The sequence below is a fragment of the Streptomyces sp. HUAS TT11 genome (assembly GCF_051553595.1).
Taxonomy (GTDB): Bacteria; Actinomycetota; Actinomycetes; order Streptomycetales; family Streptomycetaceae; genus Streptomyces.
In genome coordinates, this window is sequence record NZ_CP196184.1 from 7,237,292 (window position 1) to 7,250,449 (window position 13,158).

The 13,158-nt window shown below is 73.2% G+C and carries 13 protein-coding genes; 10 read left to right on the top strand and 3 right to left on the bottom strand.

Translation table 11 applies throughout. The annotated features are described in order from the left end of the window. The first annotated feature begins 1 nt into the window (after position 1). Both ACSHXN_RS32345 and ACSHXN_RS32350 read left to right on the top strand, forming a co-directional pair. Complete coding sequence (locus ACSHXN_RS32345) at positions 2–1,255, top strand: haloacid dehalogenase-like hydrolase (protein ID WP_438304643.1); 1,254 nt, start codon at positions 2–4, stop codon at positions 1,253–1,255. 55 nt (positions 1,256–1,310) lie between these two features. Further along, complete coding sequence (locus ACSHXN_RS32350; RefSeq protein ID WP_438304645.1) at positions 1,311–2,225, top strand: DUF2510 domain-containing protein; 915 nt, start codon at positions 1,311–1,313, stop codon at positions 2,223–2,225. 13 nt (positions 2,226–2,238) lie between these two features. Here ACSHXN_RS32350 and ACSHXN_RS32355 read toward each other — a convergent pair whose 3' ends face one another. After that, on the bottom strand, positions 2,239–3,441 hold the full coding sequence (locus ACSHXN_RS32355) for an amino acid deaminase/aldolase (protein WP_355135499.1): 1,203 nt from the start codon (positions 3,439–3,441) through the stop codon (positions 2,239–2,241). A gap of 293 nt (positions 3,442–3,734) precedes the next feature. Here ACSHXN_RS32355 and ACSHXN_RS32360 point away from each other — a divergent pair, with 293 nt between their 5' ends. Continuing rightward, positions 3,735–5,285, top strand: coding sequence for a hypothetical protein (locus ACSHXN_RS32360; RefSeq protein ID WP_355135497.1), 1,551 nt, complete (start codon positions 3,735–3,737; stop codon positions 5,283–5,285). Continuing rightward, positions 5,282–6,454 carry a type VII secretion-associated serine protease mycosin gene (mycP, locus tag ACSHXN_RS32365; protein WP_438304648.1) on the top strand — a complete coding sequence of 391 codons (1,173 nt, stop codon included), beginning with the start codon at positions 5,282–5,284 and terminating at the stop codon, positions 6,452–6,454. The genes ACSHXN_RS32360 and mycP overlap by 4 nt, the downstream gene beginning before the upstream one ends. A gap of 13 nt (positions 6,455–6,467) precedes the next feature. On the opposite strand, the gene ACSHXN_RS32370 is transcribed toward mycP, so the two are convergent. Beyond that, a complete protein-coding gene (locus ACSHXN_RS32370; RefSeq protein ID WP_438304650.1) occupies positions 6,468–7,412 on the bottom strand; it encodes a serine hydrolase in 945 nt (314 codons plus the stop codon). 148 nt (positions 7,413–7,560) lie between these two features. Here ACSHXN_RS32370 and ACSHXN_RS32375 point away from each other — a divergent pair, with 148 nt between their 5' ends. After that, entirely contained in the window at positions 7,561–8,307 is a 747-nt protein-coding gene (locus tag ACSHXN_RS32375; protein ID WP_438304652.1) for an SseB family protein, read from the top strand. 50 nt (positions 8,308–8,357) lie between these two features. Here ACSHXN_RS32375 and ACSHXN_RS32380 read toward each other — a convergent pair whose 3' ends face one another. After that, positions 8,358–8,753: a DUF1844 domain-containing protein gene (locus ACSHXN_RS32380; RefSeq protein ID WP_059125649.1), complete on the bottom strand. Its 396-nt coding sequence runs from the start codon at positions 8,751–8,753 to the stop codon at positions 8,358–8,360. Between the two features lie 366 nt (positions 8,754–9,119). On the opposite strand from ACSHXN_RS32380, the gene infC reads away from it, so the two are divergent. The 5 genes from infC (at position 9,120) to ACSHXN_RS32405 (ending at position 12,898) form a co-directional block, all read left to right on the top strand. Further along, the gene (infC, locus tag ACSHXN_RS32385) at positions 9,120–9,830 is read left to right on the top strand and encodes a translation initiation factor IF-3 (RefSeq protein WP_355135489.1); all 711 of its coding nucleotides are present in this window, start codon (positions 9,120–9,122) and stop codon (positions 9,828–9,830) included. Positions 9,831–9,938: 108 nt separating this feature from the next. Continuing rightward, complete coding sequence (gene rpmI / locus ACSHXN_RS32390) at positions 9,939–10,133, top strand: 50S ribosomal protein L35 (protein ID WP_059125647.1); 195 nt, start codon at positions 9,939–9,941, stop codon at positions 10,131–10,133. A 111-nt stretch (positions 10,134–10,244) separates the two neighbouring features. Further along, positions 10,245–10,628, top strand: coding sequence for a 50S ribosomal protein L20 (rplT, locus tag ACSHXN_RS32395; RefSeq protein WP_059125646.1), 384 nt, complete (start codon positions 10,245–10,247; stop codon positions 10,626–10,628). A gap of 200 nt (positions 10,629–10,828) precedes the next feature. After that, positions 10,829–11,686 (top strand): TrmH family RNA methyltransferase, encoded by an 858-nt coding sequence (locus ACSHXN_RS32400; RefSeq protein ID WP_355135486.1) that lies wholly within the window; start codon positions 10,829–10,831, stop codon positions 11,684–11,686. A 78-nt stretch (positions 11,687–11,764) separates the two neighbouring features. Continuing rightward, positions 11,765–12,898, top strand: coding sequence for a sensor histidine kinase (locus ACSHXN_RS32405; protein ID WP_355135484.1), 1,134 nt, complete (start codon positions 11,765–11,767; stop codon positions 12,896–12,898). Positions 12,899–13,158 lie beyond the last annotated feature (260 nt).

Below are 13,158 nucleotides of genomic sequence, written 5' to 3' on the forward strand. Positions count from 1 at the left end.
TATGAGACACCTCTATGCGTGGACCCTCGTCGCGGCCGCCGTCCTGGCGGCGGCCGCGACGCCTTCGCCGGCCGCCGCCACCGCCCCTCCCACGAAGTGCCCCCGCCTGAAGGAGAGTTGGTACGGCGACAACCGGGAGCGCCTGCAGCGGCTGATCGACGAGCGGGGCACGTGCTCCGAGTCCGCCCCCGGCCCGGTGGCCGTCTTCGACTGGGACAACACGGTGACCAAGAACGACGTCACCGACGCCACCCTCTACTGGGCCCTCGGGCACGACAAGATCCTGCGCCCGGCCCGCTGGAAGCACACCAGCCAGTGGCTCACCGACGAGGCCGACCGGGCCCTCACCGAGGCGTGCGGGACCGGCACCCCCGTGGGGGCGCCGCTGCCGACCTCCAGCGAACCCCGCTGCACCGACGAGATCCTCGAGATCTACGAGAACGGCAGGACCATGAGCGGCGGCGCCGCCTTCGCCGGCCGCTGGAACCACCGGCGCACGGTCCCGCAGTACGCATGGGTCCCGCAGCTCTTCGCGGGCCACACCCTCGCCGACGTCTCCGCGTACGCCCGCAGCGCCCGCGCCCGGGACCTCGCGGCACCCGTCGGCGCGACCCGGGTCCTCGGCACGCACACGGTTCCGGCGTACGTCCGCTACTACGCCCAGCAGCGCGACCTGATCCGCACGCTGCACCAGGCCGGGTTCGACGTGTACATCGTCTCCGCCGGCTTCGAACCCGTCACCGAGGTGTGGTCGCGCGGTGTCGGCGTCGACCCGGCGCACACCGTCGCGATCCGCCCGGTCCTCGACCGCCGCGGCCGGATCACCACCCTGACCCGGGGCTGCGGCGGGGTGCCCGCGAGCCGCGGCGAGGTCATCCCGTACATCGAAGGCAAGCGCTGCTGGATCAACCAGGAGATCTACGGCGTCCGGGGCGCGGCCGCGTGGCACCGGCAGCGCGTGGAACACCGGCCGGTGCTCGCGGCGGGCGACGCCGACACCGACGTCACGTTCGTCGGCGACGCCACCGGCGTCCATCTGGTGATCAACCGGAACAAGGACGAACTGATGTGCAGGGCGTACGACGACGCCGACGGTCGCTGGCTGATCAACCCCATGTTCATCGAGCCGCTGCCGCGCAGGCCCGCCCCCTATCCGTGCTCGACGACCGCCTACAACAGGCCGGACGGCGGCCGCGGTCCGGTCCTGAGGCGCGACGGCTCGGTCGTCCCGGACCAGCAGGACACGGTGTTCTGAGCGAGTTGCCGCCGGCCCCGTGTCGCGGTTCCCGGCACGGCCTACAGTGGCCGGGATGAGCAGTGCGCCCCCGCCCGGCTGGTATCGGGATCCGTCGTACCCGCTCACCGAACGCTGGTGGGACGGGGCCACCTGGACCGACCACCGGCGGCAACCCGATGCGCTTGTGCCGCAGGCGCCGCCGCCGGAGCCGCCCGACGGCCGGGAGCCCCGGCGTGCCGGGGTGATCGCGCTCCTGACGGCCGGGGCCGTCCTCGTCGCCGCCGTCGTCACCGGCGTCGTCGTCCTCGGACACCACGGTGACGGGGCGGCCCAGGCCGAGCCGTCCGCCACGGCCTCGGCTCCGGCACCGGCGAGCGACGTGTCACCGCCGGCTGCGGCGCCCTCGGCAACCGGCGACCCGACCGTCGTCCTCGACGATCTCAACGGCATCACCTTCCCCGTGCCGAAGGGGTGGGTGAGAGCCGAGAACGTCGCCGAGGACGACGTCGTGCTGACCACACCGGGCGTGTACGACTGCCCCGGCGACCCCGGCTTCTGCCACCGCGGCCGGGTCCTGTCGCGCACCGCCACGTCCGCGCCCGGAGCGTCCCCGGAGTCGATCGCCGAGGGCGACATCGCCGACGCCGCGCACGAGGAGTACGACCGCGACCTGATCGGCAACCGGCCCTACGGCGGTGTCACCTCCCACCGGCTGCTGGCGTCCGGCCAGGTCGCGGTCGCGGGCCGGGTCGGGTACTTCGTACGCTGGCGCGTCAACACCGCGAAGGGGCCCGGCGGTTGTGTCGAGTCCCTGGCGTTCCCCTCCAGCGCGGGCTCACAGACACCGGTCGTCGTCCGCTTCGCCTTCGACGCGGTCCCGGACGGTCCGCCGCTGCCCGACATGGACAGGATCACCGAGGGGATCAGACCGGTCGGCGACGCGGCGGCGAGCGGAGGAGTGGGCGGCAGCATCGGCCCCGGGCACTGACGCCCGGCCCGCCTCAGAGGAAGGTGTGCCCCTCACCGCGGTAGGTCGGCACCGTCGCCGTGACCCTGTCGCCCTCCACCAGGTGGAGCTCGGCGAACCGTTCGCACAGCTCCCCGGCCTTGGCGTGCCGGAACCACACCTTGTCGCCGATGAGCAGGTCGTCGGCGGGTGCGCCGAGCAGCGGCGTCTGCACCTCGCCCGGACCCTCCTGCGGGTCGTACCGCAGGCCTTCCGGCAGATACGGGACGGGCAGCCGGTCGGGGCCCGCGACACCCGACGCGGGATAGCCGCCGCCGAGCACCGTCACCACCCCGACCCCCGGCCTGCGCACGACCGGCTGGGCGAACAGCGCGGCCGGACGCCCGCGGAACGAGGTGTAGTTGTCGAACAGCCGCGGCACGTACAGCCCCGAGCCCGCCGCGATCTCCGTCACCGCGTCCTCGGCGGCCGTGTACTGGACGCTGCCCGTGCCGCCGCCGTTGACGAACTCCAGGTCCGGCACCACGGAACGGACGGCGCGCACCGCCTCCGCCCGCCGCCCGGCGAGCTCCCTGCGCGCCGCTGCCTGCATCAGCCGGACGGCCCGCGACCGCACCGGCCGCCCCGCCACCGCGTCGCCGACGCCGGCTATGTGGCCCTCGTACGCCATGATCCCCACCAGCCGGAAACCGGGCGTGCGCGCCACCGCACGGGCCGTCTCGGCCATCCGGTCGGGGGAGTGGAGGGGCGAGCGCCGCGCCCCGACGCGTATGCGCCCGCCGAGCAGCTTCAGCGAGGTGTCCAGCTCCAGGCAGACGCGCACCTCCTCGGTGCCGCCCCGGCGGGCGCCGTCGATGAGGCGCAACTGCGCCGGGTCGTCGATCATCACCGTCACCGCGGCGGCGAGCTTCGGATCGCCGGCCAACTCGGCGAAGCCCTGCCGGTCGGACGACGGATAGGCGAGCAGGACGTCGTCGAAACCGGACCGGGCCAGCCACAAGGACTCGGCCAGGGTGAAGGACATGACGCCCGCGAAGCCCTCCCGGGCCAGCACGCGTTCGAGCAGAGCACGGCAGCGGACGGACTTGCTGGCGACGCGGACCGGCTTGCCGCCGGCCCTGCGCAGGATGTCCTCGGCGTTCTCGTCGAACGCGTCCAGATCCACGATCGCGACGGGCGCGTCGAGGTCGGCGGTGGCCCGGTCGTACCGGGCCCTGTCTGCGGCGCGGGCAGTCATGAACGCAGCCTGCCAGATGCGATTACCGCAGGGTAGGGGGACGATCCGGGCAGATGCCCCGGTGCTGCGGACTGGTTCCCGTTCGAGGGCGTTCAACCCGTAGAGTGACGCGCACGCGGGGAACGCGTCGTGCCCGCCCGGGAGCGCACGGCCGGGATGGGTGCCCGTCCGCGCGGGTATGCCTGCCCGGGACGGGGTGGCGGTCCCGCACCCCGCAGGACCGGCCGCTCCCGGTGGGCGGTCGAACCCCCGGGGACTCCGGGGCGGGCCGGCCACGAGGAAACGGGGGGTGCATGAGCACGGAAGCGCACCGCGCCTCCCTTCCTCCGCGCCCCACGACCCCGCCCCACCCGCCGACCTCGCCGGACGAGGCGCCCGCACGGCCGGACCGTACGCCTCCCGCCCCGCAGGAGCCGCCCCGGTCGGCGTGGCACGAGGGCACCCCCGGATCCGTACCGCCCCGGCCCGAACACCCGCCCGTGGGACACCGTGCCGACGCGCCCCGGGTGCCGTCCGCCGGTGCGGTCCCGTTCCCGCCGCCACCGCTTCCCGAGCAGGCCGACAGGACGGGAAACCGCGGCCGGCCGGACGCCCCCCCGGGCGGCGCCGGGCAGGCACCGGCCGGTGGGGGAGCGGTGTCCTCCGCCGCTGCCGACGGGCGCCCGAGCCGGCCCGCCGTGAATCCCTACCGGCACGGTGCCGAGGGCGCGCCCCCGAGTGCGTCCTCGGCCGCCGACACCGGCTCGTCGGAGGCGGGGGGTGCGCCACCGCGCCGCACAGCGGAATCCCCCCGGTTCCCGAACCTGCGCCTCGACCGCGGCACCCAGCCGTACGGTCCGCCCCCGCCCACGGCGTCCTCGCGCTTCCCCGACGAGCCTCCGTCCGCCGGTGCCGCGCCGCGCGGCGCGGACGCGCAGGCGGTGCCCCCGCCGCGCGCCGCCCTGCCCACGGAGGGCATCGTGGAGACGACGGCGCGCCTCAGGGTCCGGCGGGACGAGACCGGTCCCGCCGCGCCGCGCCCGTTCGTCACCACCCTTGCCCAGCCGGACACATCCGCGGCCGGCACCCGGCGCCGTCCTGTCCTCGGCAGCCGGGTGCACCCCCGGGTCGCCGCCGCGGCCGCCTGCCTGGTCCTCGGCCTCGGGCTCATCGGCGGTGCCGTGACCGGGAGCTGGCTCACCGGGGACGGCTCGGGGGAGGGAGCTCGGGACGCCTTCGCCGTCGCCGGGAGCCTGTGGCACAACATCCCGGTCGACCAGCTGTTCCCGCCCACCGTCCAGGGTCCGGGCGCGGGCCCCGGCGGTGCCGACCGCACCTGGACCAGGGTCGCCGTCGCCCCGGACGGCACCTGCAAGGCCGCCTTCGACCCCCTGCTGCGCAAGGCCCTCGCCCCCGTCGGCTGTCTGCGGCTGCTGCGCGCCACCTACACGGACACGACCGGCAGCCATGTCACCACGGTCGGCCTGCTGTTCACCCGGGCCGACGCCACCGCCATGGCCGCGCTCAACAGCCGCTTCCGGAAGGAAGGCCTGGACCGGCGCACCGATCTGATGCCCCGCCCCTACGCCGTGAAGGGCACCGTCGCCGAGAGGTTCGGCGACGCCCAGCGCGCCTCCTGGACGATCTCGGTCCGCACCGACGCCCCCGTCGTCGTCTACTCCGTCTCCGGCTTCGCCGACGGCCGCACCGTCACCGAGCCGCAGCCCTCCGCGCCGGCCACGGCGACCGGCGCCACCACGGCCCCCGCCCAGGCGGGCCTCGGCTTCGAGTCGGCCGGACTCGCCGACCGCGTCGGGGCCGCCCTCCGAAAGACCGTCACCTCGGCCACGGAGAAGCCGTCATGAGTGTCCGTGGCGCCGGAGCCCGGTTCCTCACCCTGCTCCTCGCCGGCTCCTTCGTGGTGCTGCCCTCCACCGTGGCGTACGCCGACGGGATACGCGCCCAGGAGTGGGCCCTCGACGCCCTGCACGCCCAGCAGGCCTGGCAGACCACCAAGGGCAAGGGGATCACCGTCGCCGTCCTCGACACCGGTGTCGACTCCTCCCATCCCGACCTGGCCGGCAACGTCCTGACGGGCAAGGACCTGGTCGGCTTCGGCGCCGAGCGCGGCGATCGCTCCTGGGCCCGGCACGGTACCGCCATGGCCGGCATCATCGCCGGTCACGGCCATGGCGCCGGGGACGCCGACGGCGTCGTCGGCATCGCCCCCGAAGCCAGGATCCTCCCCGTCCGGGTCATCCTCGAGGACGGCGACCCCGGCCGCACCAAGGCCCGCAACACGCGCGGCAACGCCCTTGCCGAGGGCATTCGGTGGGCCGCCGACCACGGCGCGGACGTCATCAACCTCTCCCTAGGCGACGACTCCAAGTCCGCGCACCCCGAGGCGTCCGAGGACGAGGCGGTGCAGTACGCGCTGAAGAAGGGCGCCGTCGTCGTCGCCTCGGCCGGCAACGGCGGCGAGAAGGGCGACCACATCTCCTACCCGGCGGCCTATCCGGGCGTCATCGCGGCGACCGCCGTGGACCGCTACGGCACCCGCGCCTCGTTCTCCACCCGCCGCTGGTACGCCACCGTCAGCGCGCCCGGGGTCGACGTCGTCATCGCCGACCCCGACCGCAAGTACTACGAGGGCTGGGGTACCAGTGCGGCGTCCGCGTTCGTCTCGGGCGCCGTGGCACTGATCGAGGCCGCCCATCCGGGCCTGTCCCCGGCCCAGGTCAAGCAGTTGCTGGAGAGGACGGCACGCAACGCCCCCAAGGGCGGGCGCGACGACTCCCGCGGCTTCGGCTTCATCGACCCCGCGGCGGCCATCAAGGCGGCGGCGCATCTGAAACCCGAGGGCCTGCACGCGGCGGCGTACGGCGGCAAGTACTTCGGCCCGGGTCCCGACACGTCCGGGGACCGGTCGAACTCCCCGGGCTGGGCCGGCCCGCTGGCGGGAGGCCTGGGAGCGGCGCTGCTGGTCACGTCCGTGGTGCTGTGGCGCAACCGGACCCGGCCGTGGGGCCGTTGACGGGGCGCCTTCGTCAGGCGAACGCCGAAACCGCCGCCCGAGCCGCCGCCTCCACCAGCGAAATCCCCTTCTCCTTGGTGGAGTTGCCGTTCGACAGCGTCGCCACCAGATAGATGCGGCCGTCGGCCGTGATCCGCCCGATGCTGTTGACGTCCCACAGTCCGGTCGTGCTGCGCGCCAGCCAGCCGTTCTTCAGCGCCCACCCGGCATCGTCCGCGGCCGCCGACACACCCCAGCTCTGGTCCGCCGCGATGTCGCCCATCAGCCCCTGCAGATACGTCCGGGAGGCGTCGGTCAGCTCGGAGCCGTCCCCGAACACCTGCTGGAGCAGGATGAGCTGATCGTCCGCGGTCGTCTGCGTCAGGCCCCACAGCGGGCCGTCACCGCCCGTGGTGTCCGTCAGGCCGAAGCGCTTGTTGGCGCGGGCGAGCCCGTCCGCTCGTCCGATCGCGGTCCACAGCGCGGAGGCGGAGTCGTTGTCGCTGTCCTCGATCATCGCGGTGGCGTACGCCTTCTCCTGCGCGGTCAGCCGCCGGTCCGCGTCCTGCGCCCGGAGCAGCAGCGCCGCCAGGATGTCGACCTTCACGATGCTCGCCGTGTCGAAGGCGCCGTCGCCGTAGCGGGCACTGTCACCGGAGTCCAGGTCGAGCACCGCCACGGCCACGTCGGCGCCGTGCTCGACGGCCACCGCCCTCATGGCCTTCTCCAGCAGCGCGTCCCGGTCGTCCGAGGGTTCCGCCGCAGGTTCCACCGATGCCTCCCGGCTCGCCGAGGCCGACGCCGAGGGCGTCACCGACGACTGCGACGATACGGCGCCGCCGTCGGCGTGCGCCCGCACATACACCGTGCCCGCCGCGGTGCCGCCGACGACGACGGCCGACGCCAGCACCGCGGAGAGGACCTGGCGGCTTCGGGAGGACCGGGCGCGACGGCGACGGGCGACTCTGTGGGACTCCATGCCCGCGATGCTCGAAAGCGGTCCTGTGCGCACCGTGGGACGGGCATGAGAGCCGTGTCAGTAATCGCTGAGAAATCCGTGAAGCGGCCGGCCGCCGGGGTCCGGGGTCGGCACCGGCTCGGCGGAGACCCCCCGATAGGGTCGGTCCGTGGCGAACAAGAACATTCCCGACTCCGGCTTCTCCGACGACGACGGCTCCGCCGACCCCCGGCTGAGCGCGGCGCTCGCCGCGTGGGCCGAGGACCGCACCGCCGTGGGGCCCGTGCTGGAGGCCCTGAAGAGCGCGCGGCTCCTCGTTCCCGTGGTCGCCCTCCTCGGTGAGGTGGAAGAGGTCGCCCACGAGGGCCACGGGGGCGTACTGCGCCGCGAGAAGACGAGCGAGATGGCCGTGCCCACGCTGAAGGCCGGCGGCCGGACCGCCCTGCCCGCCTTCACGTCCACCGAGTCGCTGGCCCGCTGGGACCCGCAGGCCCGCCCCGTCGCGGTCCCCGTGCACCAGGCGCTGCAGGCCGCCGTGCACGAGAAGGCCGACACGATCGTGCTCGACATGTCGGGTCCGGTGCCCTTCGAACTGTCCGGCCCGACGCTGCTGGCGCTCGCCGAGGGCCGTACGACGACGGATCCGCTCACCGATCCCGCCGTGACCGGCGCCGTACGGGCTGCCGTGGCGGGTGAGCCCGGCGTGCTGCGCGCCTACCTCGGCCCCGGACAGGCGGACGGCATCCTGGCGCTCGTCCTGGCACCCGGCGCGGTGCCGGCCGAGGCCGCCGGCGCCGTGGCGCGGCGGATGGCGGCCGACGAGACACTGAGGGCCCGCCTGGTGCACGGCCTCGACCTGGCGGTACTGCCGGCCGAGGCGGCGCCTTCGGGCGAGCCCTTGTTCGTCCGCGGCTGAACGGGGCGCGGTCCCCGCGCCGGCCGTGGACCGGACCGCTGTACTTCGGACTAGCCGTAGACCGGACCGGTGTACTTCTCGCCCGGGCCCTGGCCCGGCTCGTCGGGGACGACCGACGCCTCGCGGAACGCGAGCTGGAGCGACTTCAGGCCGTCGCGCAGCGGGGCCGCGTGGAAGGAACTGATCTCCGTCGCGCTGGCGTCGAGCAGACCGGCCAGGGCGTGCACCAGCTTGCGGGCCTCGTCGAGGTCCTTGTACTTGTCGCCCTCCTCGGTCAGACCGAGCTTCACGGCGGCGGCGCTCATCAGATTGACGGCGACCGTCACGAGCACCTCGACGGCGGGGACCTCCGCGATGTCACGGGTCATGTCGTCGAAGTCGGGACTCCCGGCGGCGGCCGGGGATTCTGCGGAAGCCGGGGATCCCTCGGGGGAGGTGTCACTCATGCCCCACACGATAGGCCCAGGCCGGGTGACCGCCGTCCTCGGGAGGGGGCCGGGCGCGGACCGTGGACGGGGGCGCCGGATGCCCGGTGCACGCCGGTTCGCACCACTCACGGGGAGCTGCTAACCTTGTGTGACGACCGGCCGGACATGGCAGTGCCCGGCCCACAAGTGGAGGCTCCGATCTCCCACCTGACCGTCCTCCGGGGCGGCGGGTCACCGGTCAGGCGGCCACCACCGTTCCGTACGGACGGTGGAGTCGCCCGAATGCGCGCCCCGCGGTTCACCCGCGGCGGTGCTCCGGATGCTTTGGAGCCCCGCCTGTGTACCGTTCGGGGCATTTTTCTTGTGCCGCGACGGTTGGGTCCCATGTCAACCAGACATACGCGGCTGTCCGCCAGACGGTCGTGGTGGTGCTACCGAGGAGGATCCATCAGCACCGAGCCCCGCATCAACGACCGGATTCGCGTTCCCGAGGTGCGACTTGTCGGTCCCAGCGGCGAGCAGGTGGGCATCGTGCCGCTTGCCAAGGCCCTGGAGCTTGCGCAGGAGTACGACCTGGACCTGGTCGAGGTCGCGGCGAACGCCCGTCCGCCCGTCTGCAAGCTCATGGACTACGGGAAGTTCAAGTACGAGTCGGCCATGAAGGCCCGTGAGGCGCGCAAGAACCAGGCGCACACGGTCATCAAGGAGATGAAGCTCCGGCCGAAGATCGACCCGCACGACTATGACACCAAGAAGGGTCACGTCGTCCGGTTCCTCAAGCAGGGCGACAAGGTCAAGATCACGATCATGTTCCGCGGTCGCGAGCAGTCCCGGCCCGAACTGGGCTACCGGCTGCTGCAGCGTCTCGCGGAGGACGTCCAGGACCTCGGCTTCGTCGAGTCGAACCCGAAGCAGGACGGCCGGAACATGATCATGGTTCTCGGTCCGCACAAGAAGAAGACCGAGGCCATGGCCGAGGCTCGTCAGGCGCAGGAGGCCCGCAAGGCCGAGGCGAAGGCCCACCCGGGCCGCTCGCAGAACGCCGCCGAGGCCGAGATCAGCGAGGCCCCGGCCGAGGCTTCCGCCGAGGCGTGACCCCCGGGACGTCAGTCCCAGGACCAACCGATACAAGAGCGACGCTCCGACGTGCCCGGTTTCGTCGACCGGGCACCGGAGCGCCACCGACGAGGAGAGAACGGCGCTATGCCGAAGAACAAGTCGCACAGCGGTGCCAGCAAGCGCTTCAAGATCACCGGCTCCGGCAAGGTGCTCCGTGAGCGCGCCGGCAAGCGCCACCTGCTCGAGCACAAGTCGTCCCGTCTGACGCGTCGCCTCACCGGCAACGCCGAGATGGCCCCGGCCGACGCCAAGAAGATCAAGAAGCTTCTCGGCAAGTGACGTGACGGCGCCTGATCGTCCGATCTGAGCGCGCCGTTCGTCAGGACCGGGACCCAATCGAACCCGGGCCGCGTGAGTACCACCGCGGCCCCGCTACAAGGAGTCAAACAAGTGGCACGCGTCAAGCGGGCAGTCAACGCCCACAAGAAGCGCCGGGCGATCCTCGAGCAGGCCTCCGGCTACCGCGGTCAGCGCTCGCGCCTGTACCGCAAGGCCAAGGAGCAGGTCACCCACTCGCTGGTCTACAACTACAACGACCGCAAGAAGCGCAAGGGCGACTTCCGTCAGCTGTGGATCCAGCGCATCAACGCCGCTGCCCGCGCCAACGGCATCACGTACAACCGCTTCATCCAGGGTCTGAAGGCCGCCAACGTCGAGGTCGACCGCAAGATCCTCGCCGAGCTGGCCGTCAACGACGCCCGCGCCTTTGCCGCGCTCGTCGAGGTCGCCCAGAAGGCGCTGCCGGCGGACGTGAACGCGCCCAAGGCGGCGTAACCACACGACGGCGCTGCGTCGGCCGCGCCGACGTGATCGTACGGACCCGCAGGCTGTGCAGCCTGCGGGTCCGACTGCGTTCCGCGACGCAGGAGAGGCGTCCCCCGCACCGCCTGCACGGCACGAGGCACCGGACCCGCCGCCGGGCGGGCGTCGCGTCGCGGCGGACAACAAACCCCGACCCATCGAAGGTGGACCGCATGCCCCCGGCCGTCGAGCTGATCTCCCCCCGCTCTCCCCGCGTCAGTGCCGCCCGGCGGCTCGGCAGGCGGAGCTTCCGGGGCAAGGAGCAGCTGTTCCTCGCGGAGGGGCCGCAGGCCGTGCGGGAGGCCGCCGGGCACCGGGCCGACGGCAGGGCCACCCTCGTCGAACTCTTCACCACCCCCGAGGCCGCGGAGCGGTATCCCGACATCGTCGGGGCGGCACGCGACGCCGGAGCCCGGGTGCACCTGGCGGCCGAAGAGGTCATCGCCGACGTCTCCACCACCGTCACGCCCCAGGGCCTCGTGGGGGTCTGCCGGTTCCTCGACACCGGCTTCGACACGATCCTGAGCGCGCGCCCGCGGCTCGTCGCGGTGCTCGCCCATGTCCGGGACCCCGGGAACGCCGGGACCGTCCTGCGCTGCGCGGACGCCGCCGGGGCCGATGCCGTCGTCCTCACCGACGCCTCGGTCGACCTCTACAACCCGAAGGCCGTCCGGGCCTCCGTCGGCTCCCTGTTCCATCTGCCCGTGGCCGTCGGCGTCCCCGTCGAGCACGCCGTGAGCGGGCTGAAGAAGGCCGGCGTGCGGATCCTGGCCGCCGACGGGGCGGGGGACCGCGACCTCGACGACGAACTGGACGAGGGCACCATGGGCGGGCCCACCGCCTGGGTGTTCGGCAACGAGGCCTGGGGGCTTCCGGAGGAGACCCGGACGCTGGCCGATGCCGTCGTGCGCGTGCCGATCCACGGAAAGGCCGAGAGTCTGAACCTTGCGACCGCCGCCGCCGTATGTCTCTACGCGTCCGCTCGTGCACAGCGCGCCGCCGGAGGGTGCCGTTCCGTCACCCCCGGCTAGTAGGGTGGCGGGCTCGGGGGCCCCTCCGCCAGCTCTCGGGGAGGAACCCCCACACCGGATGAGAGGTGGGGTACGGGGATGATCGGCACGAGCAGAGCACCGGGAGCACGTGACGCGGACCGTACGCCCGCGTCCCTGCGCGGTGATCTCGCCGAGCTCGGCATCGACCCGGACGACCTCCCCGACGGCCTCGTGATCGCCGACGAGCACGGCCGAGTGATCTGCTTCAACGCCGCGGCCGCCCGGATCACCGCCACGCCCGCCGCCGAGGCGCTCGGCCGGCGCCTCGACCAGGCGCTGCCCCTGGAAGATCTGGAGGGGCGGCGCTGGTGGCAGCTGACCGATCCCTACGGCGGCCTCGCCATCCGGGTACGGCAGCCCGAGCGCAATCTGCTGCTGCCGGGAGGCAGGGAGGTGCTCGTCTCCGCGCGCTATGTACGGGACCGTCCCACCGGTCCGGTACGCCACGTCGTGGTCTGTCTGCGCGACACCGAGGCCCGGCGCCGTACCGAGCGCAGCCATGCCGAGCTGATCGCCACGGTGGCCCATGAGCTGCGTTCGCCGCTCACGTCCGTCAAGGGGTTCACAGCGACCCTGCTCGCCAAGTGGGAACGCTTCACCGACGACCAGAAGCGGCTGATGCTGGAGACCGTCGACGCCGACGCGAACCGGGTGACGCGGCTGATCGCCGAGCTGCTGGACATCTCACGCATCGACTCCGGGCGGCTGGAGGTGCGGCGCCAGCCCGTCGACATAGGGGCGGCGGTGGGACGGCACATCCAGGCCTATGTCGCCGCGGGCCAGCCCGCCGACCGCTTCCTGCTGCGCCTGGAGCATCCGCTGCCCGCCCTGTGGGCCGACCCCGACAAGATCGACCAGGTGCTGAGCAACCTCCTGGAAAATGCCGTGCGCCACGGCGAGGGAACCGTCACCATCGAGATCACGCCTTCGGCGTCCCCGCGCGAAGGGGAGGACGCCGACACGTCGGTCACGGTGGGCGACGAGGGGCCCGGCATCCCGGAGGAGTCCATGAACCGCGTCTTCACCCGCTTCTGGCGGGGCAGCAAGCGTGGCGGCACGGGCCTCGGGCTGTACATCGTCAAGGGGATCGTCGAGGCCCACGGCGGCAGCATCACGGTCGGCCGCGCCCGCGGCGGCGGGGCGGAGTTCCGATTTACGTTGCCCGTGGGCACACCGGCGTATCTGCTGTAGAAGCGCCGGCGCCCACGGGCTCCTCCGCATTCCCCGGGAGCCCCGGAACCCGCTGTCGTACCCGCGCACCGGGCGCCGCTTCGATCCACCCTCAAGCGGACGGTGCGCGTGCGACGACGGGCCCCGGGCCGGGCCGTCTCATGAACGTGCGGTCCGGTAGCCGCTCCCACCCCGTTAGACTCGGCCTTTGGCACCTTTGTGTCCCGAAGTCGGCGACGATGCGTCATCGGACCAGTGTCAGGACCAGTGACGGGGACCTT